The sequence below is a fragment of the Streptomyces sp. NPDC039480 genome, from assembly GCF_055597165.1.
On record NZ_JBVITX010000008.1, the window covers coordinates 248,759 to 273,178 of the forward strand.

Genomic DNA, 24,420 nt, shown 5'->3' on the forward strand with positions numbered 1-24,420 from the left:
ACCGCTGGCTGCCGGGTACCCGCCGCACGGTGGATCAGGCAGCGGACATCGTGGCCAGTGGCGGACCGGCCAAGGCGCTTGGTGTCACAGCGACGTGCGTCCGGAGATGAAAGAGCCCCTCACGCGTTTCCGCAGGTGAGGGGCCATTTGCGCCCCCGGCAGGACTCGAACCTGCGGCCAAGCGCTTAGAAGGCACCCCGCGAGTCAAGACCACAGGTGCCGCTGACCTGCATGAATGCCATTCCTTGGCAAGTCGTCAGGGAAACTTCCCGAGATTTCGGGAAGCCGCGGTCGGGCGTGGCCGTAGCGGTCCCGAAGTCTCTTGACGCTGGCATCCGCTGGCGGAAACAATCCGTCCCCTTCTCGTGCTTGTAGCTGGTGAGGATCGAGGAGGGGACGGTGTCGGGGCTGAAGCTGTTTGACGTGAGGGCAGGGGGCGCGGTGGAGATCACCGCACGGACGGCCGCGGCGGAGAGCGATCTGCAGCGCCAGGTCGAGGCGAACATGGAGACGCTTCTCGGGGTGCGCTTCCTCGCGAGTGAGTACAGCACCGGGTCGCTGCACGGGGGCCGGATCGACTCGCTCGGCTTGGACGAGAACGGGTCGCCCGTGATCGTCGAGTACAAGCGTCGCAAGGACCCCGGCGTGATCAACCAGGGGCTGTTCTATCTGTCGTGGCTGACTGACCACAGGGCGGAGTTCCACCACCTGGTCCGTGAGCGCCTCGGGGCTGAGGCTGCCGCGGGTGTGACATGGTCTGCGCTGAGGCTGATTTGCGTTGCGGAGGAGTTCACCCGTTACGACGTCCATGCCGTGCGGGAGATCCGCCGCACGATCGACCTGGTCCGCTATCGCTACTTTGGCGAGAAGCTGCTCGCCCTGGAATCCATCGCGTCTGTCACCGGTCCGGATGCGCGGCCCCGCCCTCTTCGCAGGCGGCAGGAGTCTTCCTCGGGCGACGCCGTAGCCGCGCTCAGGGCAGCGGTCGATGAGGCCCTGACAGCTCTTGGGGATGACGTCACGCCTGTTGACCGCAAGCAGTATCGGGCGTATCGCCGACTGCGGAACTTCGCCTGCGTCGGCACCACCCTGAAGCGAGAGGTTGTGTTGTACCTGGCGGTGGACCCGAGTGAGGTCGCCCTCGTTCCGGGATTCACGCGAGACGTGACCGGCATCGGGCACCACGGCACGGGGTCGTTGGAAGTGCGGCTGCGCTCGGAGAAGGATCTGGAGCGTGCCGGACATCTGTTGCAGCTTAGCTACTCGGCGGCGTAGGGCTTTGAGCGGACGTCTCGAGCGCCGAATGGGGTAGGGCGTGAGGCGTTTCTTCTAGCGACGGGCGCCGACGTAGGAGGTCGGCAGCCGTGGAGCCCGGCAGTGGGCGCGGCGCATCGCTGCCGAGGGCCGTCTGCCAACTCCTGGTTCGAAGTTGGACCGCGTGGTGATGCTGTGGCCGAGGGGAGGGCCGTGACTGTGCGAGATGCGGCGCGGGAGGCGAGCGGTAGTTCGCGATGGGGATCGTCTTTGCGGCTCCAACGATCATTCAGCTTCGCTACGATCATCGGATCGATTTCACCAGTGATCAGATCGTTGGGCTGGAAGTGAAGAATGTTCATCGAGAAACTTGTGCTGGAGAACTTCAAGTGCTTCGGGCCGCGGCGCACCTCCGTTGACCTTCATTCGGGCGTGACTGCGTTCATTGGCGCAAACGGTTCAGGCAAGACTGCGGCGTGCGAGGCGTTGTTGCGCTTGTTCGGAGTGTCTGCGCAGGAGCGAGCCGTACGCGTGGACGACTTCGCTGTCCCTGCCGACGAGACCATTGCCCCTGCCAGCCGTGAGCTGATGATCGAGGCGGTGCTCGCGTTCCCTGAGCTCCACGGCGAAGTTGAGGACGAAGACGAAGCAGGAGTTTCCGAGGCACCTCGTGCCCAAGGCGAGGTACCCCGGGCAGTCCCGGAGTTCTTCCGACGCATGGCGGCCAACGACGACGGAGACATGAAGGTCCGGGTGGTTCTCCGGGCTGAATGGGTAGACGACGGCACGGTGGAGGGAGCCATCACCGAAACCCGAGAGGTCGTCAATACCCTTGCAGAGGAGTACAGCGAGGACGACTGCGTTCCGCTGGCCCCTGCGGAGCGCAGTCGTATCCAGATGATCTACATTCCGGCGTCGCGTGACGGCGTGCGCCAGGTGACGGCGTTCATGCGAAGTCGGCTCTGGCGAGCCGCGCAATGGTCAACGGGCCTGCGTGATCTGGTCAGTGAGCACGCGAGCGAGGTCGCGAAGAAGTTCACGAACGAACCCGTGGTGCAGGCCGTCGAAGGTGCACTGACCGCCCGCTGGCAGGAACTGCATGACACCGGCGTGCACTCCGACCCGAAACTGCGGCTCCTTGACAGCGACTTCAACCAATTGGTCCGCAACTCTGAACTCGTCTTCGAGCCCGATCACAACGCCCAGCCGCGCCCGGCCGGCATGCTGAGCGACGGGCAACGCTCGCTGCTGCACCTTGCCCTGGTCGCAGCAGCGCTCGACGTCGAGGCCGAGGTGTACGAGGGTCGGCACCATGACAGCTTCACGCTTGATGCCGCCCATTTGCCGGTCCTGACTCTGATCGTGGTCGAAGAGCCCGAGAACAACCTTTCCCCGTTCTTCTTGTCGCGCATCGTCACGCAGCTGCAGGCACTGAGCAGCGGTACGGCGACGCAAGCCATCCTCTCCAGCCACTCCGCCAGTGGCATGACCCGCATCCGCCCCGAGGACGTTCGGTACTTTCGCACGGAGCCAGCCACCTCGACCGCATCGGTCCGCACGATCACCCTGCCTGCTGACACCACCGAGGCTGGGAAGTACGTGCGCGAGGCGGTGCGCGCCCACCCAGAGCTCTACTTCGCCAAGTTCGTCGTGCTCGGGGAAGGCGACACCGAGGAACTCGTCATCCCGCGCATCGCGCAAGCCCATGGCGTGCACCTGGACCCGTCGTTCGTCGCCATGGTCCCCCTCAGCGGTCGGCACACCAACCACATGTGGAAGCTGCTCAACGATCTTGCCATCCCGCATGCCACCCTGCTGGACATCGACTACGGAAAGGAGGGGGCCGGCCCTGCCCGGCTACGCGACGCCTTCAACCGCCTGATGGACAACGGGCTGGATCCCCTCAAGGAGCTCGACGGTTACGACAACGTCGACGACGTCCACGACGGCCTATCCCCGGAGGCAATGCGACCCGTACTTGACCACTTGCGCACCTTCGGCATCTTCTACGCCACGCCCCTGGACCTCGACTACAGCATGCTGGTGTCGTTCCCGTTCGCCTACACGCATCTTGAACCGGGGGAGCGCGGCCCGGGCTCCTCCGACCCCACCACGACGGTTTTGGGGGAGAGCGGCACCACCCCGGCCTTCTGGAGCGCAGAGGCACAGATCGAGCGGCTGCGCTGGTATCGATACCTCTTCCTTTCCCGCTCGAAGCCCAGTACCCACATGAGGGCCCTCGGCCGCCTGACCGACGCCGAACTGAAGTCAGACGCGCCCGAGGTCCTCACGGCGCTCGTGCGATACATCCAGCAGGCGGCCGGGCTGTGAGCGGTTCGAGGGCGCGCCGTGCCACGAACCCCATGACGACACCGGTGCCGGTCGATGCGTGGCGGCCGATCGGGATCGAGGACCTGGAGCCTTCTGCCTGGGAAGCCCTTCGGGACAGCGGCAATGTGGCGGTCGTGGCCGGGCCTGGAGCCGGCAAGACCGAGTTCCTGGCCCAACGCGCCGCCTACTTCCTGCAAACCGGTATCTGCCCGTGGCCGCAGCGCATTCTGGCGATCTCGTTCAAGAAGGACGCGGCAGCCAATCTGGGCCGCCGCGTGGCTGCCCGCGTTCCCGAACATGACGGCCGGTTCGTCTCGATGACCTTCGATGCGTTTACCAAGAGCCTGGTCGACCGCTTCGCAGCGGCGCTGCCCTCTGACTGGCGCATGGGTAGTGAGTACGAGATCCGCACGGCGACCGGCTCGGAGGTGAGGAGCTTCCTCAATGACATCGCCTTCAGCGCGCCGCAACCTCTGCAGCGGGAAGTCGCTCGGTTTCAGCCCTCGCGCTTCATCACCGATGTCGTGGGCCGGTGGCGCTTGCCGAGGACCATCCCGACCGGCGACGAGGTCGACGCCGCGTCCTATGCTGTGCGCGAGTGGTGGCGTGCCCGCTACCTCCAGCCGGAACGGCCGCAGCTCGACTTCGTCATGATCAACCGGCTTGCCGAGTTGCTTGTCCGCGAAGTGCCGCAACTCAGGCGCGCTTTGCGTATGACCTATCCGTTCGTGTTTGTCGACGAGTTCCAGGACACCACCGGCGCGCAATTTTCCTTCCTCACAGCGGTGTTCGGAGACAAGGCCGCGGTGACTGCGGTCGGCGACACCAAGCAGCGGATCATGGGCTGGGCCGGAGCACTTCCCAAGGCGGTGCAACGCTTCGCCGACACTTTCGATGCCACCAGCTATTCACTAGCCTGGAATTTCCGCTCCAGTGACGCGCTAGTCGAGCTACAGCATGTCATCGCCAGCAAGCTGGAACCCAACACAGTGCGGGCCACTTCCAAGGCCACGGCAGAGGACGGCCATGATCCAGCAGCGCTGTGGACCTTCCGCATCCCCGAACGAGAAGCGACCTTCATCGCGGACTGGATCGCCCGGGACATCGCCAACTCGGACCGAACGCCAGCGGACTTCGCGCTCATCGCACGACAGAAGATCAAGGACTTTGAGCCGCTCTTTCGGTCCCGTCTTGCTGCTCACGGCATAAGGCTCCGCAACGATGACGCACAGGTTGGCAAGATGAGGCTGCAAGACCTGCTCAAGAGCGAGACGGCCCGTCTCCTGATGGGGATGCTACGTCTGGCCCAGCACCCCCAGGGCCTTGCCGACATTTGGCAGGACGTCTCGACCACGCTGGAGCGCGTACACGGAGCCGCGGATGACGACGTGGCCCAGCGCCGTGTCGGTGAGCACCTGACCCAGCTGACCGGAAGGCTGCGGATCTGGCTGCGGTCTCACCCTCCGGCGACAACGCCAGCCGCGGACGCGGTGCAGGAGATGTTGGACCTTGTCGACGGCACTGCGCTACAGCGATACATCAAGTCCGCCGTGCCGGGAGAGGACTTCGGCCTCGTCACCGATGCATTTGCCGCGCGATTGGAGGAGGCGTCCAGCAGTGCCACCAACTGGGGGGAGGCACTTGACGAATTTGAATGTGCTGATGCCGTCGCACTGCTCACCGCCCACCGCAGCAAGGGACTTGAATATCACACCGTGTTCTTTCTGGGCATCCATGCGAGGCAGTGGTGGTCCTACCAGAATGACCCGCGCGAGGGAACATCGACCTTCTTCGTCGGATTGTCCCGGGCGGCCCAGCGGTTGATCCTCACTACGGATCGAGTCGATTCGACCGGCCCCCTCGCCGATCTTTTCGCGATGCTCAAGGAGGCAGGGGTTTCAGAAGTCGCCCAGGACTAGGCACTGGCTTGCGGCTCTTGGCGCCCAGGTTTCCCGCACGGCAGCGACACCGCGGCCAAGTTGCGCGACTGCGGCATGTGCCGACTTGCCGACTCGCGCCTCGGTGAAGCGCCCAGCAGGGGCTTCCGGGATGTAGTGCGCATACAGCGGCAAGTCATCCTCATCGAGGGGTACCTGGCGGCTTGGGCTTGGTCTCGCGCTGGCGGCTTCCGACTCGGCATTCGTGCCGCTCTCGGTTATGGCGAGCCCACATCGAGTAACTGATCCCCAAGTTCGCTGCAGGCAGAGGGCATCAGGGTTCCTATGCGTTGGATTCCTAGGCGAACCCATGTCAAGGTACGACACCGTGAAGCCCGCAGATCGCAGATGCGGTGCCTTCTGGAAATTCCACGATGGAGGCTGCTTGCCTGAAATACCCACTCCCGCGCGTCACCATGTGATCATCGGTGAGGGTGCCGACGCAAGGATATTGCGGGTGACGGTGTCGCTCATTGCTCAGAGAGAGGGACACACCGCGCTGGGATACGTGGTCGGCCTCTACGCCAAGCTAGAGCTCAATGCCGATGACAGGGATGAACCCGTCACATATTTCCTATCGCGCTTGGAGGGGGAGAAGAGATGGGCCATCGATGCCAAGTTCGGCTCCGATGGGTATCCGCACTATGCCCATGGTTTCGGCGAGCGAACATCTGCCACCCGAACCATCATCAAGCCGGTAGCGCGTATTCTCGATGACCTGGCTCGTGCCCTGGGGCTGGCAAAGGACGTCGGAGAGCGGGTCCCGCTGGTTCTCGCCGCCCACTGGCTCGCCCCCTGATACCCATAAACCTGCTGCTTCCGGGGAGACCGCCAGTGTGGGCGGTCTCCCCGGAAGCAGTTGGCCCGGTCAGGCTTCGGCAGCCAGGTGCTCCAAGACCTTCTGCGCGCACTGTTCGGCGTTGCGGACGATTTGACCGCCCCAAAAAGACAGGACAGTCCAGCCCTGGGCGCGCATGGCGTCGCGCTTGGCCTTGTCGGATGCCTGGCGTTCAGCGTTGTGGTGGTGCTTCCAGCCATCGCAGAAGACGGCGACCTTCTGATCCGGCCAGGCGAAGTCGGCGATGGTGACCGGGCGGGGCGTGCCGTCGGTGGATCCACGGTCACCCCATGAATACTGGGCCACACCGCGGGGGACTCCGGCCGTCATCAGTGCGATGGCGAGGCGTCGTTCGATGGCGGAGCGGGGGCGGCCGTGGAAGGCGTCGGCGTAACTGGGCACCCGGCGTCCGTCGACGTCCGGCGCGTTGACGAAGCGGCGCAGGAAGTTGGCGGCGATGCGGCGGTCGAGCAGGTCTTCTTCGAGCTGGTTTCCGTAGGAGCGCAGGCAGGCGTAGCAGGAGCGCTCGCAAGAGCAGTCGTCGAGGACCGGGACGAGGGCGGCGGCGACTTCGCCGAACCGGGCGGCGAGCTGACGCAGGTAGCCGGCGCCGCCGGGGACCTCTTCGTACAGGACGGCGAGACGGAAGGTGGCGTCTTCGCTTTCCGGGTCGGGGCGGGGCCAGTCGAAGCCGGCCACTTCGTCGTCGCCGGCCTGGAGGATGACGCGGCAGCCCAGGTCGAGGGCGGCGCGGGTGCTGGCGAGGAATTCCTCCAGGTTGTCCGGGCGGATGTCCAGCGCTTCCAGGTCGGGGAGGACCTGCAGGCTGTCCACGCGCCGTTCGACCTGCAGAATGCTGGGGACGAGCTGGTGGTTGGTACAGATTGAGTCGTGGAACTTCTGGCGGTCCCGCTGGGCGCGAGTGGGGTCAGGGCCGGGGATCGCGTCGAACCACAGGCCGCAGCTGGTGCACACGATGAACCGCTCGCTGTTGGGCTGGTTCCGGGCGATGCGGCCGCGGTTGAGGATGGTCAGCTCTGCGCCGCGCTCCCACTGCAGCACGAGTCCGTCGCGCTCGAACAGGTATGTCTCCGAGGTGTTGGGGGCGCCGAGGTGATGGGTGACCTCGAAGGGGGAACGGGCGCGGTGTTCTTCGTCGGCCGAGATCCGCTGACGGCGTGAAGCGCGCATGGCCCGCATTGGGACGCTGTGCTGGGGAGTCATGTCGTCGCTGTCGCAGGACAGGCAGTGCGCGCTGGTGGAGTCGTTGACGGTGTCGCAGCGGTTGCACAGGTTGATGGAGTCCAGCGCGCCGACGCCGTCGGCGTTGACGAGATTGGCACGGCGAAAGTCGACTTGGTCGACGAGCCACTTGTCGCCGCGGGCGTAGACGAGCTGGCCGGGGGCGTAGTCCTTGAGCGCCTGGACAGAGTCCTGGGACAGTTCGGCCGTCTCACGCTGAAGGGAGAGCGTGGTGGTGTCGGTGGGGAAGGCGTAGGAAGGCAGGAACCCGACGCTGCTGAGATAAGAGAGCACATAAGCGCGGATACGGTCACCGCTGCGCATGGCTTCCAGGCTGGCGCTGATGCTGCTGACGGCGCGGGAGGCTTCCTTGTTGCCCGGCTTGCTCGTCGCCTGGGCCCATTCCTCCAACAGGCTCTTTTGCCGGAGACGGTAGGACCCGACGGCCTCATCGAGGTCCGTGATCCAGTTGTCGACCACCATGCGGGCCCAATCTTCGGTGAGCCAGGGAAGGTCGTCCGGAGCCAGGCCGAAGCGGAAGGCCGCATGGATCCGGGCCGAGATGCGATCCCGCCCCTCAGCGAGGGCGGTCTTGACCTCGTCGATGCCCTGCAGCTGTCCGTCGGCGTCTTCGGTGACCAGGCCGCGCATCCACTGGGGAAGGTTCTGGCCACACAGTTCAAGGGCCATGGCGCGGGCGTGGCGCTGTAGGACGCGCTGATTGTCCAGAAGGAAGGCCGGCGGGCGGATGGCACCGCGGATCATCTCCACGGGACGGGCGTAGTAGTAGCTGTCGTGCGGCATGCCGCCGGCGAAGGTGACGATCAGCGCGACCCGCTCCTCGCGGCGGCCGGCGCGGCCGGCGCGCTGGGCGTAGTTACTCGGGCGCGGCGGCACGTTGCGCAAGATGACGGCGAGGAGCTGGCCGAGGTCCACGCCCAGTTCCAGCGTCATCGTGCACACCAGCAGGTTGAGGTCGCCGTCCTTGAACCGTTCCTCTATGTCTTCCCGTTTCTCCAGCGGTACCTGGCCGGAGTGTTCCTCGGCCTTGACGACGAGGGGGGCGTCGCTGGCGGCCAGCAGCCGCTCGTGGTCGTCAGGATCGCCCTGCCAGGGCGCCATGGTGCCTTTGCAGTTGAAGGTGGCGCACTTGTTCTGCGGTGAGGGGCCGGGTTGTACGGCGCGGCACGCGCCGCACCGGTACATCGTCTCGGAGGCAGGCCGCACCTCCATGCTCTGGGGCGGGACCTGGCGCAGCTGGATGCGGGACTTGCCGGTGCCGACCTGGGTGCTGGCCAGAAGGTCATGCTCGGCCAGCAGGTCCACGGCCTTGCGCACGCCGCGCTCGCGGGCATCGGAGTTGGTCACCAGCGGAAACGCGGTCTTCACCAGGCGGGCGGCGGCGCCCCGGTAGCTCAAGGCCAACGGGTTCGCTCCGGCTACCGTGACGGTGGTCTCCCCGTAGCCGGTGACGGAGTGGCCCATGCCCATGGTGGCGCCGGCTTCGGTGAGCTCGGCTTCCGTCTTCGCGTCCAAGCGCTTGTTGAGCAGATCGTGGCCGAGCCCGCCACGGGTGCGGACCAGGTCGAGCATGCGCGCCAGCAGCCACCGGGCCGCCGCCGCGTCCCCGCCGAGGATGTCGGTGATCGGCTTGAGCGCCTCGTCGCTGAGGGCCTCCAGACCCGGGTAGCCGATCGTGATCAGGCCCAGGCGTTCCAGGGTCGGAGGGCGCCGCTCATCGCTGGCAAGCTCGCCCAGCAGGTCCCATTCACACACGCGCAAGGCGCGCCGACGGGCGTCCTTGCCCGCCGGATCGTCGTAGAGCCCGGATTCCTGACCGCGCCGAAAGACGTCCTCGACGAGGCTGTTGAAACTCGCGGCGGGCTCCCCAGCACGCACACGGTCGGTGATGCTGTCCACGATGAGGTGGCGCACCTGCACGGCGCGGGCCCGGTCGCGCAGGTAGCCGGCCTGGAAGGCGGTGTCCTGCCGAGAGTCCGCGAAGATCAGAAGGCGGCGCAACATCTCGTCATCGCTCTGCGCCGCCAGCCCGGTATGCAGGCTGAACGCCGCGGCAGTGACGGCCGCGGCAGTGCGCGCGGTGAATTCCTGCACGGCGCCGTGCGAGCGCAGGTAGCCGCAGACCGGGCAGCGCGTCAGCGGACGGTCGGGCTCGGGAACTGCGACGGAAACCTCGCGGGTGGCGGTGCCGCAGCCCAGGCAGGTCGAGCCGTTGGCGTCCTTCCCGCAGCGCGTGCACCGGCGCGCCGGGTACCAGTTCCTGCTGCCCGTCCGCGGCACCTCCAGGGGCTCCTCGGCCGTCAGGCGGCGGGCGACATACCGGGTGACCGGGCCGTGGGGATCGTCGCGTTCCAGGTCGTAGTCCTGGCCACAGCCCAGACATACGCCCAAAGACGTGGTGGCCTGCGCGCCGCAGTCCATACGGGTGCAGGTGGTCGCGCCGTCCAGCAGCAGGTGCTCGGCCTCCCCGACACAGCGCACGGGCGTGGGTAGGCTGCGCAGGAACAGATGGACCTTGGCCTCCAGGACGGGCGGGCCCGCCGCGGTGTGGGTGTCGGCGCCCAACAGCAGCCATCCGGCGACCTCGTCCTCCAAGGCATCCCGGTCGGCGCCGGCACGCTGCGGAAGGCCCGCCAGAGTGTCCACGAGCTCGTCGACAGTGCTGGGGTGTGCCAGGTGTGCGCGCAACAGGTCCAGCACCGGGCTGGCCTGCGGGTCACCCAGCACGGCCCGCAGACGCTGGGTGTCCCCGCCGTCGGCGAGGGCGCGACGCAGCAGCTCACGGTCGGGGGCCGGCCCGATCGCGCTGTGATCCGGTTCCGGCTGCGGGATGGCCGTCTCTTCGACGATGGCGTCCACGTCGAACGGAGCGGCGAACAGGCTGCTGGCGAACTCCGCAGTGCGCTGCAGGTCCACGTCATGGTCGCCCCCGGCGCTCACGGTCGCGGACAGCCCCACGCACACTAGGCCGTCGTCATCGACGTGGCCGCGCAGGCGGCGCACCAGGCCGGCGATCTCGGTTCCCAGCGCCCCCTGGTAGGTGTGGATCTCGTCCAGGATCAGATGGCGCAGCACGCCGTTGCGGAACAGCTCCCGGTCATCCCGGCGCGTGAGGATGTACTCCAGCATGGAGTAGTTGGTGAGCAGGATGTCCGGCGGCGTCTCCTGCATCCGCGTCCGCTCGTGCTGCGGAGTGGCCCCCGTGTACACGCCATAGGTCAGGCCGAGCTTCTCGCAGGCGGCCTTGACGCGGTCCTCCTGGTCGTTGACCAACGCATTCATCGGATACAGGGCGATTGCCTTCACGCCGGGCCGGTGCCGGTTGTCGAAAGCATGCGCGATGACCGGGACCAGGAAGGACTCGGTCTTACCCGAGCCGGTACCCGTGGCCACCAGGGTGTTCTGGCCCTGGCGGATCCGAGTGATCGCCGTGACCTGGTGGGTGAACAACCGCTCCACCCGCGGGAACGCCCCGGTGATCTCCGTCGGCAGGCCGACGCTGGCAGCGAGCTCGGTGAGCGTCGCGTCCAGTTGGTAGCGCGGCTGCACGGACAGATAAGGACCGTTCCACAGCAGGGAGTCCTCATCGACCATCCGCTCCAGACGGGAGCGCAGGCCGGGATCGGCAATCGGGTAGGTGGTCCAGGTGAACCGCCGGTAGTCCTCACGCAACCGGTCGGCCAGCTCCAGCGGGTTCATCCCGTGCTCCTCCTACGCCCGTCGTTGATCACTTGGGTGCGTACGTGGGCCCCCGCTAGGAGAGGCCCACGTAGCACTCGAACATGGAGCGTAGTGCGGGGCACCGACAACGCCGTTTGCACCGACGGCGAAGATCAGCCAGCCAGGCGCGCGAAGTGCTCCCGAACAAGCTGCTTGTACTCCTCGCCAGGCCGCACCGGGCTCCCCTCCGTGTCGGCACTCTGCCGGAAGTCGGCCAAGATCAGCTCCAGCTGCGCTGCCGACAACCCGTAGAGACGGGCTACCCGAGCATCGAGTTCCGCCCGGAGGTTGTACTCCTCGTCTTTGGAAAGAGGGGCGCATTCCACTCCGAGCACCTCGGCCAATTCATCGAACTCTGGCGTACGGCAGGTGAGCCGTGCTGAGATGTTCACGACCTCCGCCCCGGGACCTTTATCGAGGGGGACATCAGCGATAGGCAGTGTGGCCATGATCGACTTCGTGACATGCGCGCTGGCCTTGCGGCGGACAATGAAGTCCAGCGTCATGCTGTTCATCAGTGCTACTACGTAGATCATTGCCGGTGCGCTGAGAACTGTCCGGTAGCCATTTGCTGCGGCGTCCCAACTGGAGCGATAAAAGTAGTGCAGAGCGTGTGTAACGACGGTCCCTGGTGGCAGAACGGTCGCAATAAGCGTGCGCTCATCACTGCCTCGCGCGGTCTCGCGGAAACAAGGGCGGTAATGATTTGACGGAAGCTCAAGGACGCCAGTGCGGGGACCGGGATCGAGTAGGCAGTGCTCCCCGCGTGGGCGGGCCAGCGAACGGGCGTCCTTCTTCTTGGCGCGTTTCCGCGCGCGAGCGACCAGAGCTGCCTCTCCGACTTCCTCCTTCAGGTAATACGTGGGAGGAGCGAAATCGTGGACGTATTGGTGGATATGCTTGCCTTCTCGCAATGGCATACCGGTGCCATCGGCGGACAGGATCCGGCGGTCATCGTGAAGGTCTAGCTCACGCCCCCAGTCGATCTCCCAGCCGCCATCAGGCATCTTCTGCAACAGGTAGGGGTGGCCCGAGTAGAGCGTGGTGAGTACGTCGAGCAAGGCGGGGTCCCGCGTATCGGGGATGGCCAGAGTTTCGGGGGCCAAGGCGTCGATCGTGGCGCGGGAAATGGGAAGAGTTCGAGCCTCGAGGTCGAGAAGGTGGTCAAGCAATGAAACGCCGCTTGTGAACGGGAGCGGGTCCGTCGAGCCTCCGGCGCCAACGACAAGGAGAAGGAACTGCTCTCGGCTGTCGATGGGGAAGATCTTGTTTGTGTTATCGCATAGCACGAAGTGCTCAACGGAGCAGCGGTCAAGTAGCTCGCGACGATGTTCGGCAGTAGCGGCATCCGAGATCACGCCAGAATCGATGACCACGCCGAGCCGCCCTCCTGGCGCGAGAAGGGAAAGCTCTCGCTCCAGGAAGGTCCGATAATAGTTGAATGTGGTGCCGTGGGCGTAGAGCATGCGATAGGTATCGGATCGCTTAATAAAGTCCTTTACTCCGGAAAGGGTATGGTCGGAATCTGCGCGCGCCGCAGCCACGTCCGGGCGCTGGTCGAGTTCGGCTTGCCGCGCTAGTTTTTCGGCCTTCTTTTTGAGTAGTACGTAGGACGGGTCGAAGCGGCCGTAAAACTCGGCGGCCTTGAAGGTGATTCCTTCCCATGGCGGGTTGCCGAGCATAATGTCGAAGCCGGCGTCCCCCCGTCGCTCTCCCTTTTCATTGAAGAAGACTTCAGGGAATTCTACCTCCCAGTGAAACGGGCGGTAGTAGGACCTGATCGCATCGGGAATCTCTTCCAGGTCCTTTCGGAGCGTCTCGCCCTGCTTGATGCTGCTATGAACGGAAAGCCATTGACCGCTGTTAGCCTTGAGTTCCTCTGTATAGAAAAATGGGGCGACCCACCAGTCGCCAAGTGCCCGGAGCCTTTTGAAATCATCACTGCCGAGAAGTCGCGCGAAACGCTGTTCCTTGGCTCGGACCTGGAGGCGATCATCCGATGGAGCGCCAGCCAGTGACCGCCGCACGCGTACTAGTGCGGCGAGGTCCGGTTCGTCAGCTTCGAAGAGAGACTCCTGCAACTCGCTGGTACCCACGGCGGCTCGTTGGTTTCGGCCTCCTTGCGCCGGGGCTGGTACTCCTGCCCAACTGTCGAACTCGGCGCCGACTACGGCGTTGCCACAGCGTAGGTGGGCGTCGAGGAAAGAGAGGGGTTTGCCTGCTGCTGCTGTGGTCAACCAGAGGGAGACCTTGGCCAGTTCTACGGCCATGGGGTTGAGGTCAACACCGTAGATGCAGCGCTCGACGATCAGGCGGCGGTATTCGGCGCGCTCGGCATCGTCGAGTTTGTGGTCGAGTACCTCGCCGGCCCGGGCCAGGGCTTCGCCGTATGCCTCGGTCAGTTGGTGGACGGCGGGCACGAGGAAGGCTCCGGAGCCCATCGCGGGGTCGCAGATGCGCAGGTTCAGGATGTCCTCGGGAGTGGCGTCTTGGACGAGGGGACGTAGGGTTTCGCCGACGACGAAGTGTGCGAGGGGGCGTGCGGTGTAATAGGAGCCGGAGCCCTTGCGCTGGCCGCTGGCCTCAAAGAGGTAGAAGCTCCCGGTGTCGTAGGGCTCGAGGCATTCCGCGTTCGCGGGCAGCCGGTCGGCGTCGAGCACTTGGACCAAGGCGGACTGGCCACGGCCGATGCGGGCGAGAACTTTCGGGGTGTCGGCGATTTGAGGTTCGAAGGAGAGCAGGCCCTCGTAGATGCTGCCGAGCTGCTCGACGCCGAGTTCGCGGTAGTTGACCGCTCGACGCCCGATCGAGGCTTTGCTCTTGCTGTGTTCTGCTTCGGTCCAGGAGAGAGCGTCGATGGCGTCTCGGACGAACGTGTCGCCGACGGTCAGGCTTGGGTGGTCAAGCAGTTGGCATTTGGCTGGGTCGAAGAGGCCGCCGTTGAAGCCTGTGATCTGGAGTTCGCCGGCATCGATGCCGTCGCGCAACAGTGCCCATTGGGCACGCAGAGAGCTCCAGAGGAAGCCGCCGTCGGGTTCCCAGGCTGCGTCGGCGGTGAGGATGTCCTTTCGGAGGGCTCGCAGCGAGTATCCGCGGTCGTACGAGGGTGTGCCGATGGGTAGGAGACCGCGGTCTTCGGCGTACGCGACGAACAGAAGTCGGTAGGCGATCTTCAGGGCGTCTGCGAAGAGGGGACGGGGCTCAGGGATTGACTTGTCGTGCTGTCGCCAGTGGTGCAGGGCGCCGTTGGCGATGGCACTGATGGCGGTGCGGACACCACCGGAGAGGTTCTCACTGACGGCAGTAGCGGCATCCGAGCTGGCGTCCTCGACGCGCTTCCACAGGATTTCACCCGAGTCATCGGGGGTGAACGCTTCGGGGCGCAGCAGGGCCCACAAAACCTGCCACTCGTGGTCATCGCCGAGTTCGGCCAGGCCGGTCAGATCGACCGAGAGGTAACTGGCTTCGCCGCCGAGCCCCGGGTCGCGCCGGATCACTCGTAGTTCGGTGCCGTTGCTGAGCAGGACGGCGGGGAGCCGGTGCTCGCGGGCGCACACTTCGGCCTGGCGCTGGGGCCGCAGCTTGCCCGTCCGGCGTCCGGTGGGGGAGGCGTCCAGGTGCTGACCAGGTGGGGTGATGAGCACAGAGACGAGGTCCCCGAGCGCAGACTCATGATCCGTGTCGTGTGTGCGGCCGAGGACAGGTTCCTCTATGGCAGGGAGGCTGCCGGGAAAGGTCCAGCCGAAGCAGGAGAGCCAGCTGAGCATGCGCTTGCGCGTATCACCGGTGGTGCTGGTCTCGTCGATGTCGGCGACCAGGCGGCGCAGTTCGCGCTTGGCGTGGCGGATGCCATCTGTGGCGTCCTCGGCCCCGATGCGATCGCGCTGTTCGCGGAGGAAGAGGGCGGGGTCGGAGAGGTAGTAGGTCGACAGGGTGGTGCCGGCGACGGTGATGTTCAGCATGCGGGCACCTCGACGCACACGATGCAGCCCACCGGTTCGCCGGGTGTGACCTCGGCGACCTGGAAGCCTCGGCTGAGCGCCTTGCGGCGTCGGTCGAATTCGGCGTCGACGGCGGCGCGGGCTTCGTCCACGGTGTGGAAGGCGCCGTGTCCGGTGTCGGCGAAGAGACCGAGCTGGATGGTGTCACCGGCTCCGGTGGCGAAGCGCCGTTCGGCTTCGGCGAGTTCGGCGGCGTGCCAGCGGTCCAGGTCGGCGTGGAGGCGTTGGGATTCGGTGGTCAATTGTTCTCGTAGTTCGTCGGCTCGTTCGGCGATGCGGCGGGAGGCTTCCTGCTGCCCGGCCAGGACGGCGGCCTCGAATCCGGCGGACAGTTCCCGGCGGGCTTTCTCGACCGGGTCGAGGCTGCCGGTGGGGGCGGGGCGCTGTCGCAGTCGGCGCAGGTCGGCGGATGCGTCCTGGCTGGGGGCAGCCGGGGCACCGGCGTCCGTGCGCGGGACGAAGACGGGGACCAGGGGCTCTTCCAGGACACGGTTGTCGTCGGAGGTGATGCGGCCCACGTAGGTGAACAGCCAGCCACTGCCGCCCTCGGCGGCAGGGCGGACTGCGACACGACCCCCGTCGCGGTCGTCGTACAGGCGGGTACGGACGCGCTGGAGGACCGCCCGTACCAGGGGGTGGGCGGGGGTGAGGAAGGCGATTCCGCGGTGTTCCGGCTCCAGGGCGACGGAACGGCTGAATGTGGCTTGAAAAGCCTCTTGGGGCACGAGGGGGTATTGCTTGAGGAGCGGTCCCGGCTCGATGGTCACGATGTCGCCGTTGCCGGTGACCTGGCCGGCGCACTGGCGGACCACGGAGGTCACCAGTTGCCGGAACTCCTCGAAGTCCGGCAGCAGCCAGCCGGCCTGCTCCCGGGCGGCCACGGTTTCGTCCTCGACCTGCTTCTCGTTCTGCATGCTCTGCATCAGGACGAGGGCGCCGCTGCGCTCGAGGTAGTCGCGGACCTGCTGGACCGCGCGCTCCAAGCGTTCCTCTAGATCCTGGGTCGAGGCGTCTTCGAGAAGGCCGTCGATAACATCGCTGCGGCCCGCCACTCCCAGGACGTCACTGCTGGAACCGAGCTGTTTGGTGATGGTGGAGAGCTTGTCGCGCAGCCGCTGGAGGATCTCCTCGTCGCGGGTCTCTGCCAGGTAGAGGTAGCTGATCTCGACGACGTGCTCCTGGCCGTAGCGGTCGACGCGGCCGTTGCGCTGCTCCAGCCGGTTGGGATTCCAGGGCAGTTCGTAGTGGACCACCACATGGCAGGCATCCTGCAGGTTCAAACCCTCGCCGGCCGCGTCGGTGGCCAGCAGGATCGCCCCCGGGGTGCGGGAGAAACGCTCCAGCACATCTCGGCGCTTGGCCAGCGGGATGGTGCCGTCGATCCGCAGCAGGGGGCCGTGACCCAGATTCTTCTCCAGATAGTCCAGGGTGTCGCGGTACTCGGTGAACAGGATGACGCGCTCGCCGCGCCGCCCTGCCCGGAAACCCTCCAGCCAGCCCTGCAGGCGGGTGAGCTTGCTGTCATCGCCCGGGCTGAGGGATTCGACCTGTTCCAGGAGCTTGCTGACCAGGCGCTGTTCCTCGCGCAGGTCATCTTCGGGGAGGTGGGCGGCCACGCCCTCCAGCGCGAGTTCCTCGGCGGCCCGCAGGTCCTCCTCGGGCAGTGCGGTGTCTCCGCGGTACTGCTGCAGCACGTCCATGCGGTGCCGACCGGTGTGCTCAACGGGCGGGATGCCGAGGTTCTCCGCCCGGCGACGCAGACTCTGCAGCAGCGCGTACGGGCTGGACAGGGCCCGCTTGCGCAGCACTTCCAAAGCGAATGCCTGGACGTAGTAGGAGTCGGTGTTACGCAGGGCGTGCAGGACGCGCTTGCTGTGCCCGCGCAGCCGCTGGTGGATCTCCTTCTCCCGGCTGGTCGGCCGCACCTGGATGGGCTGGGGCGGTAGGCGGCGGCTGATCGGCTGCGGCGGCTCACCGCGGGTGACGTCGTCCTTGAGGCGGCGCACGATATACGGCTGGACCAGGTCGGGGTCCAGCCGACCGTCGTCGGCGGCCAGGTGCGGGGAGAGGAGCTGAAGCAGGCTGGCGAAGGACTCCTGGTAGCCGTTGTGCGGTGTGGCCGACAGCAGCAGCATCTCCCGGCTGTGGTCGGCCAGGGCACGGGCCAGGCGGCTGCGGTCGGTGGCGCTGGAGCGTCCTTCCCCGGCGTACGCGCGGGCTACGTGGTGCGCCTCATCCATGATCACTACGTCGAAGGGGGGAGCGCTCTGGATCGCGGTGAGGTTGTTCTTCAGGTAGTCGATGGACGACACCGCGTAGGGCACTGCGGTCCACGGGCTGACCGTGGTGGGGTTGTCCCGGCGGACCTCCAGCCACTTCTTGCTGTCGACCTTGGTGAAGTCGAGATTGAAACGGAACCGCATCTCCTCGACCCACTGATCCTGCAGACCGGCCGGGCAGGCGATCAGGACACGGTCGGCACGCCCACGGCGTGCCAGCTCCATCAGTACCAGGCCAGCCTCGATGGTCTTCCCCAGACCAACGTCATCCGCGACGAGTAGGCGGACGCGCGGTTGGCGCATGGCTACCAGGACGGGAACGAGCTGATAGGGCTCGACGTCGATCCGGCCATGCTCGACCGCCAGCAGGTCTCCGCGGCCGTGAGCCATGGTGAGTGCGAGGGCGTCATGGAGCTCGTTGAGTCGGATCGGATTGCCGGGCTCGAAGCGCAATCGGGTCGCCGCCTCTGGGCGGAGCGTCGGCTCCTGGCTCGGCAACACCGTCAGGCGCCGCGGGCCGGGACGCTCGTCAGCACGGCGCAAGTCGAGGAATGCCTCGCTGCCGGCGCCGCGGACCCCTTCGACCTCCCACAAACGGTCTCGGAGCCGGACCCGCATCCCGCGTTCGTACATGATTGTGGAGTCTCCCTACCTGCTGATCAGCACCAGGAAGGCTACCGGGGCCCGGGCGGGGCTGCGGCCTAATCCAGCTGCGTGCAGCCGCATGCCCGGGGTGGGCGAGGCGAGCCGTCCGGACGCCAGCGCGGGCCGTCCGCTGTGGCATGACCTCCAGTACGCCTTCCAAGTCTTCGCCCGACCGTTCTTGAGGGTACGGGAGTGTCCTGACCTGCAGTGGAACTGGGGGTGGTGGGGCTTCTGAACGGTCTCGGACTTATGTGAATGAGACCGGAACTGAGACCACGGCTTAATGTGATCCACCTGTCAGGCAAAGTAGCGGGAGGACGGCAGAAACATGTCGCTGGGCCATACCCTCCGGGTGAGACCGCTTGAGCATCAGTCCAGGGGCTCTTCGGTCCATATGAGTCTACCGGGGAAATCCGGATGCCTGTCGGTGACCTCCCACTCCTCGTCGCCTGGCAGCGTCGCGATCCATGGAGGCGGCGAGGCCAGCAGGTTCCCGACGAACTCAAGGGCCCCAGACAGGGACTCTTCGGGAAGCTCCGCGTGTGGAGAGTAGCCGTTCTCGATGTCCCACCAGCCGAGCCTGCTTGTCCTGGTATCGACCACGATCTGAGTGACGCTCAACGCCGCGATGGGAACGAGGAAGCGCTTGTCCTCTTCTGCCAGGTTCGCGTCGTTGGGCGTCGCGTATTTCAACCAGATCGCACGGTTCTTGAGGATGTCCTCGATGCCGAGGAGCGTGTACCCCGGCGGCAAAATCTCGGTGAGGCCGGAGCCGTCATGCCGTAGCAGTGAGCGCTCGACGTCCTCAGGCAGCCTCACCGCGAGGCGTTCGTGCAGGCGTTCTATGTCTTCGTAGGTGCAGGGGCCCGGCAACGCAGGCCCCTGCGGAGCGTGCTGAGCTATCCAGCTCTCAATCTTTTCCCAGGACTCCTCAACCGACATGCGGCTACCCCTCGCTCCTATGCCGAGCAGGTCGAAGTGCGGTGCCTGTCCCGCCTGAGGGCAGGACAAGCACCGCACTTGATTCAGCGATTATGTGCTACGGGCAGGTCTTTCCGGGTGTCATTGTGAACACTCCGGCCCGCGGCCGACGGTCTGGCCGACACGGCACAGACGATGGCCGTGGTGGCATCGAGTAGGTGAGCTTCGCGTCCTTTCGTTTGACGGTGGAGCTCTCCAAGGTGAAGGACACGAAGCGTGGCCGGTAGATGGTGGGGTCGCGGTAGTGAGCCCCAGCGGGGGTGACATTGTTGTCGAAGTTGTTCACGTTGTAGGACATGATCCAGCGGCCGCCGCTGGCCAGTGACGGGTGTACGTGCGCGTTGTACGCGAAGCACCTGCCGTCCTCCTCGCCCTCCGTGCAGTCACCGTACGGTCCGGGCTCGGGCATTCGGTACACCACGTCGTGGCCTTCCCAGGAGCCGAAGACCCCGTAAGGGTCGCAGCCGGACCACAGGCGGACCTTCCCGCTGAAGGCTTCTGTGCTGTCCTGGCTGATGAGGACGTAGTTGCCCTTGTGTGGCGTGACGCTGTATTCGTTGGCCACGCCGATCAGGGCGTTGTCGCCCTCGGTCTCGCCGTACATCCACTGGCTTCTGCCGGAGTTGAGGTACTGCCACTTGTCAGGGTCGGAGATGTCGGTTCCCTTGACGCGGGCAATCCTCATGCCCTTGTTGATGGGCGCGTCATCGGTGCCGTAGATGTACGTGTACCCGTCGCCGCTCTGCTCGGCGGACATGACGGCTGACCCCCACTGGACACCCGCCTCCGACGGGAGGGGCTGCATCGATGCGGGCTGGGTGAGGTCGGCCAAGTCGAAAGTGGCCACGAGTGACTGCTTGATCTTGAAGTCCCAGTCGCCGGACCCGAACTTGTGCCACTCGTGGAAGATGACCTGGAGCCGCTGCTTCCCGCCGATGGTGCTGACGAGGCCGTCGCCCAGCCAGTACCAGTGTTTCTCCGTCGAAGGCGGCATGATCGCCTTCTTGCCGGCGCCGGTGATGGTGGTCAGGTTGTCCCCGACCTGGGACACGAACGTGCTGTTGATCAGCGGCGCGCTGGTAGGCCGTGTGCCGTTGTCGTTCAAAGGGCCGAGGAAGGTATCGGAGAACAGCCACAGGCGGCGACCGTCAGGCAGGGTGACACTGTACGTCGAGTCGCCTCCGGTCCAGCCGTCACGAGTGGTCGCGGCGTACTTGTTGAACAGATCCTCCGGATAAGCCTTCGGCTTGGCCTGCTTGGCTTCCACAACTGGTGCCGAGGAGCACTGGTGGTAGGTCACCGGTGCTGCGGCACCAGACGGCCTGTCAGGCCCTTTATAATCCCCTCCCGACGGCGTGACCAGGTGGACGTAAAATCTGTCGCCGTCCAGCATTCGGTTCGTCTGGTAGAACTTGACTGTCAGGTCATTACCAGCGGCTTGGTTGTGTGTGGACCTGATCGGCTTGACGGAGAAGTGTCGGTATCCGTCATTAGGGTCGATGCCGTCGACGCCCGTTGCTGAGCCTTCGTAGGTGGAGGCGTATGGGTATTCATCGCAATCGCGGTCGTAGGGCAACGCCTTCGCGTAATTCTCCCCGAAGTGCTTTTTGCACTGAAGCACAGATCTGTCTCTGTTGGCGTCGTTGTCCCTCTTGTTGTAGCGCCGTGTCAGCGGCTTCTTGCTCTGCGGCGATCCAGGGATCACCTTCGTGTATGTCGAAGACGGCTGCGTCTTATTCGGGGTGTTCTGCGCCTTCCACACATGGTCGGTCTGCTCTACCCACCCAGGCCGCGAGTCGAACCGGTACGTCACCGGATCGTCATCGTCGAAGACACATCCGTGTGTGGCGCCGACGTAGGTGGCCGAGTCACAGCGGAACGGCCCCCCCTTCCAGGTGTGGTGTTCAGGCTCGTGCCCTGATCCATAGTCGACCGTCCCCTCAAGGCCGAAGGTATAGTTTGCGACCTTGTCACCGTTGAGGCTGCCCTCCGGGGAGTAGAAGCTGACCCAGTCGTCTGACGGCGGCTGCGACCAGTCCCTTAACGTGTCGTTCCGCCCGTCATTTCTGACGTTGCACGGAGGGCCGCCCGGCGTTTTCACATCGCAGTTCGCCCCTTCGAACTTGAGCTTTGCGTCCCACGGGGGCCTTTCTCCGCTGGGGCGAAAGTTATCGACCTGTATCCACAGGTCTGTTTTGCGATCGGTCTCCCTAGGCCCTGTACGCCCTAGGCCCATCACCGAAACCCGGAACTGGATGCGTCCGACCGTCGTGCAGACCGGCGGGTTCGGTGTGCACCTGATGACCTTCACTTCAGCGTCTTTGACGACCATGCACCAGGTGGAGCGGTCGATGATCACGCCGCCCTCTCGGTCGGCATCTGGGGCGTTGCGGCACGTATCCATACTGGGCGCCGATAATCGCGGCTGGCGGCCGAGTTGGCGTTGGCGTTCTTCGTAGCTGGGAAGGTTGCGGTACGCATACCGCGAGATAGTCTTGCGCCGCTCGGGCGTCATCGGCTCTTTCGGCCTCTGTTTTCCAGGGTTGAACTCGTAGGAGTAGCGAACGTCATCCCTTTCCGAGGGGGCTGCTGCTCCCGTTAGGACGCCGATGCCGAGAAGCATGGCAAGGGCGAGGACGGTGCCTAAGAACGATCTTCGGTTCAATGCGTGCCTCTGCTGTTTCGAGCGTGGTTGGACTGGACCACAGTGAAACGGGGGGGTACGCAACGAAACAAGACGCAGTGATGTGTCAAGTTGGGGTTGGCTCGATGACCTTCGGCTCGGCGATCTATCCGGAATCACACTCCCCGGGGGCGCCGTCTGCGGACTCTGGGATCAAGCAGCGCGAACGACGGGACGCATGAGATGGAACGGAAGATTCAGCTTCTGTTGAAGGGCGGCACGTTCAAGCCGAATTGCGGCTCGGTATGGGACCCACAGTCGCCTGTCCGCCAGTTCGCTGGGGGCAGACAGGAAAGCCCCTGGGGCGGGCACGTCATCTGCGGACACTCAATGCGGTCGACGATCGAGTCGTGCGCCTCGTGGCGAACCACTCCCTCGCCTTCCTGGAGGCCGAGGAGCGCGGGCTTCGTGCCGAGCTGGCCGACGAGTTCCCGCTGCTCGACGATCCTCTGCTGGTGGACGCGTTGGTGTACTGCGATATGACCACGACGCCGGACGGCGGGGGTACGACGTCTGAGGAGAGGGTGGGCGAGATCCTGGGCCGCTACGGCGAGGACAGTGTTGTCGGGCGGTTCATCCGCCGAGCCGCACCTGAGATCCACGAGAGCGTGGGCCGGGTGCGGGCGGCGGCGAGCGAGCTGGGCGTGGTGCTCTGAGCGGCTATCCCAGGTAGGGGTAGGTGCCGGCCAGGTAGTCGCCGATCTGCTGGCGCATGCTGGGGTGGATGTCGTAGTCGTCGAGATCGTCGGGCCGGACGAAGCGGACGCCGTCGGCTTCGTCGTTGATGGTGGGCTTACCGCCGATGGGGCGGCCAATGTAGGTGTTCTCGTACTGCTGGCGGATCTCGCCGTCGGTGTAGGCGACGATGTGGTGCGGGTTGGTATAGACGCCAAGGAATCCGGTGACTTCGGCGACGATGCCGGTCTCTTCCTCGCATTCGCGGACGGCGCACTGGGCTGCGGTCTCCCCGATGTCCTGGGCGCCTCCGGGCAGGGCCCATTGGCCGGTGTCGCGGCGCCGTTGCAGGAGGATCTCGCCTTCGTCGTTCACGACGAGCATGTTGCTGGCGGGGATCAGGGTGTTGGCCTTGGGAGCCTTGGGGTCGTTGTAGTACTCAATCCTGCCCACTGCGGTGGTGCTCCTGCCTGTCGGGCGCCCAGGGGCGCGCTGTCTTTCAGGCCACTTCGAAGTTCTCGCCGTACCAGTCAAACCATTCGGCGTCGGCGAATGCCGGCGAAGGGCTTTCTCGCCTCGAAGGGCGAGCCCGACGGGCGGGGTTCTCGTCACGTCAGTGATTCACGCACTGCGTCGACCAGCGATGCCGCACGCGCATCGTCAGAGCCGCTGATGATGTGGTTCATCACGTAGCCGAAGGCGATGCCGTGTTCTGGGTCGGCGAATCCGAGAGAGCCGCCCCGTCCGGTGTGGCCGAAGGAGTGTGGCCCGGTCATGGGGTTGCCCTCGGTGGGCAGCATGTATCCGGAACTGAAGCGGCTGGGCGCCACCAGTACCCGGTCCATGCCGCCCGACTGCTCCTTGGTGGCCGATGCAATCGTCTGTGGGGTGAGCAGGCGCACGCCGTCCACCTCTCCGATCAGTGCCGCGTACATGCGCGCCAGCCCCCGTGCGGTGGCGATGCCGTTGGAGGCCGGAAGTTCCGCGGCCTGCACCTCGGGGGAGTCGAAGTCGATCGCCGCCGGGTCAGTGACCATATACGCCCTGTTGCTGAAGGAGTTCGGGTCGCGCCAGGCCGCGACCTGTTCGCGGAGGTCTTCGGGGATCGACTCCGGTGGCAGGGTGGTGAAGTCGACGTCCGGCTTCCGGTGCACCATGCGGCTGACCCGGTCGCGTTCACTTGGCGGCAGCCCGATGAAGAAGTCCAGCCCAAGTGGGGTGGCGAACTCGTCGGCGAAGAAGCGGCCCGGTGAGCGGCCGGACACCCGGCGGATCAACTCGCCAACCAGCCAGCCCCATGTCCGCCCGTGGTATCCGTGCGCGGTTCCTGGCGCCCACACTGGGCGCTGAGCGGCCAGCGCAGCGGCCATCGGATGCCAGGCCAACGCCTCGGTCAGGGGCACTGGTTGGTCCAGTGTGACCAGGCCGGCCTGGTGGGATAGGAGCCAGCGTACCGGGATGTCTGCCTTGCCGTTCGCGGCGAACTCCGGCCAGTACTTGGCCACTGGAGCGTCCAGGTCGAGCTCGCCCCGCTGGACCAGCAGATGCACGGCGCTCGCAGTTGCCCCCTTGGTCGCCGAGTAGACCAGTTGAAGAGTGTCGCGTTGCCACGGGCGACCGGTGTCGGGATCGGCGACTCCACCCCACAGGTCCACCACTTGTTGGCCGTCCAGGTACACGCACACCGCCGCGCCGATGTCCCCGTGCTGCGCGAAGTTCGCCGCGAACGCCGCGCGTACAGACTCGAATTCGACCGCGACCTCACCGTTGATCGTCGTCATACGGACCATCGTGGCACTCCGGCCGCGTGCTC

Annotated in this window: 11 protein-coding genes, 1 tRNA gene and 1 pseudogene; 5 read left to right on the forward strand and 8 right to left on the reverse strand. The window is 65.6% G+C overall.

Translation table 11 applies throughout. The annotated features are described in order from the left end of the window. Positions 1-150: 150 nt before the first annotated feature. Positions 151-220, reverse strand: a tRNA-Ser gene (locus ACZ56E_RS25335). A gap of 179 nt (positions 221-399) precedes the next feature. On the opposite strand from ACZ56E_RS25335, the gene ACZ56E_RS25340 reads away from it, so the two are divergent. The 4 genes from ACZ56E_RS25340 to ACZ56E_RS25355 all read left to right on the forward strand — a co-directional run bounded on the left by ACZ56E_RS25340 (position 400) and on the right by ACZ56E_RS25355 (position 6,321). After that, entirely contained in the window at positions 400-1,275 is an 876-nt protein-coding gene (locus ACZ56E_RS25340) for a DUF5655 domain-containing protein (RefSeq protein ID WP_471217530.1), read from the forward strand. A 333-nt stretch (positions 1,276-1,608) separates the two neighbouring features. After that, entirely contained in the window at positions 1,609-3,585 is a 1,977-nt protein-coding gene (locus ACZ56E_RS25345; protein WP_471217532.1) for an ATP-dependent nuclease, read from the forward strand. Between the two features lie 32 nt (positions 3,586-3,617). Then, the gene (locus ACZ56E_RS25350) at positions 3,618-5,504 is read left to right on the forward strand and encodes a UvrD-helicase domain-containing protein (protein ID WP_471217535.1); all 1,887 of its coding nucleotides are present in this window, start codon (positions 3,618-3,620) and stop codon (positions 5,502-5,504) included. A 328-nt stretch (positions 5,505-5,832) separates the two neighbouring features. Then, positions 5,833-6,321, forward strand: a complete 489-nt coding sequence (locus ACZ56E_RS25355) for a hypothetical protein (protein ID WP_471217537.1) — start codon at positions 5,833-5,835, stop codon at positions 6,319-6,321. A gap of 69 nt (positions 6,322-6,390) precedes the next feature. Here the strand turns inward: ACZ56E_RS25355 and ACZ56E_RS25360 are convergent, their stop codons facing one another. The 5 genes from ACZ56E_RS25360 to ACZ56E_RS25380 form a co-directional block, all read right to left on the reverse strand. Then, a complete protein-coding gene (locus ACZ56E_RS25360; protein WP_471217539.1) occupies positions 6,391-11,322 on the reverse strand; it encodes a DEAD/DEAH box helicase in 4,932 nt (1,643 codons plus the stop codon). Between the two features lie 134 nt (positions 11,323-11,456). Further along, positions 11,457-15,305, reverse strand: coding sequence for an Eco57I restriction-modification methylase domain-containing protein (locus tag ACZ56E_RS25365; protein ID WP_471217541.1), 3,849 nt, complete (start codon positions 15,303-15,305; stop codon positions 11,457-11,459). Further along, positions 15,299-18,256, reverse strand: coding sequence for a helicase-related protein (locus ACZ56E_RS25370; RefSeq protein WP_471217544.1), 2,958 nt, complete (start codon positions 18,254-18,256; stop codon positions 15,299-15,301). Before ACZ56E_RS25370 ends, ACZ56E_RS25365 begins: the two co-directional genes overlap by 7 nt. A 381-nt stretch (positions 18,257-18,637) precedes the next feature. Continuing rightward, positions 18,638-19,210, reverse strand: a complete 573-nt coding sequence (locus ACZ56E_RS25375) for an SMI1/KNR4 family protein (protein WP_471217546.1) — start codon at positions 19,208-19,210, stop codon at positions 18,638-18,640. 97 nt (positions 19,211-19,307) lie between these two features. After that, complete coding sequence (locus ACZ56E_RS25380) at positions 19,308-21,872, reverse strand: NucA/NucB deoxyribonuclease domain-containing protein (RefSeq protein ID WP_471217548.1); 2,565 nt, start codon at positions 21,870-21,872, stop codon at positions 19,308-19,310. Positions 21,873-22,228: 356 nt separating this feature from the next. Between ACZ56E_RS25380 and ACZ56E_RS25385 the strand changes: the two are divergent. Next, positions 22,229-22,588: pseudogene (locus ACZ56E_RS25385) on the forward strand (metal-dependent phosphohydrolase); the annotation flags it as partial. A gap of 4 nt (positions 22,589-22,592) precedes the next feature. On the opposite strand, the gene ACZ56E_RS25390 reads toward ACZ56E_RS25385, so the two are convergent. After that, positions 22,593-23,060: an NUDIX hydrolase gene (locus ACZ56E_RS25390; RefSeq protein ID WP_471217550.1), complete on the reverse strand. Its 468-nt coding sequence runs from the start codon at positions 23,058-23,060 to the stop codon at positions 22,593-22,595. 155 nt (positions 23,061-23,215) lie between these two features. Beyond that, positions 23,216-24,388: a serine hydrolase domain-containing protein gene (locus ACZ56E_RS25395; RefSeq protein ID WP_471217552.1), complete on the reverse strand. Its 1,173-nt coding sequence runs from the start codon at positions 24,386-24,388 to the stop codon at positions 23,216-23,218. Between the last annotated feature and the right edge of the window lie 32 nt (positions 24,389-24,420).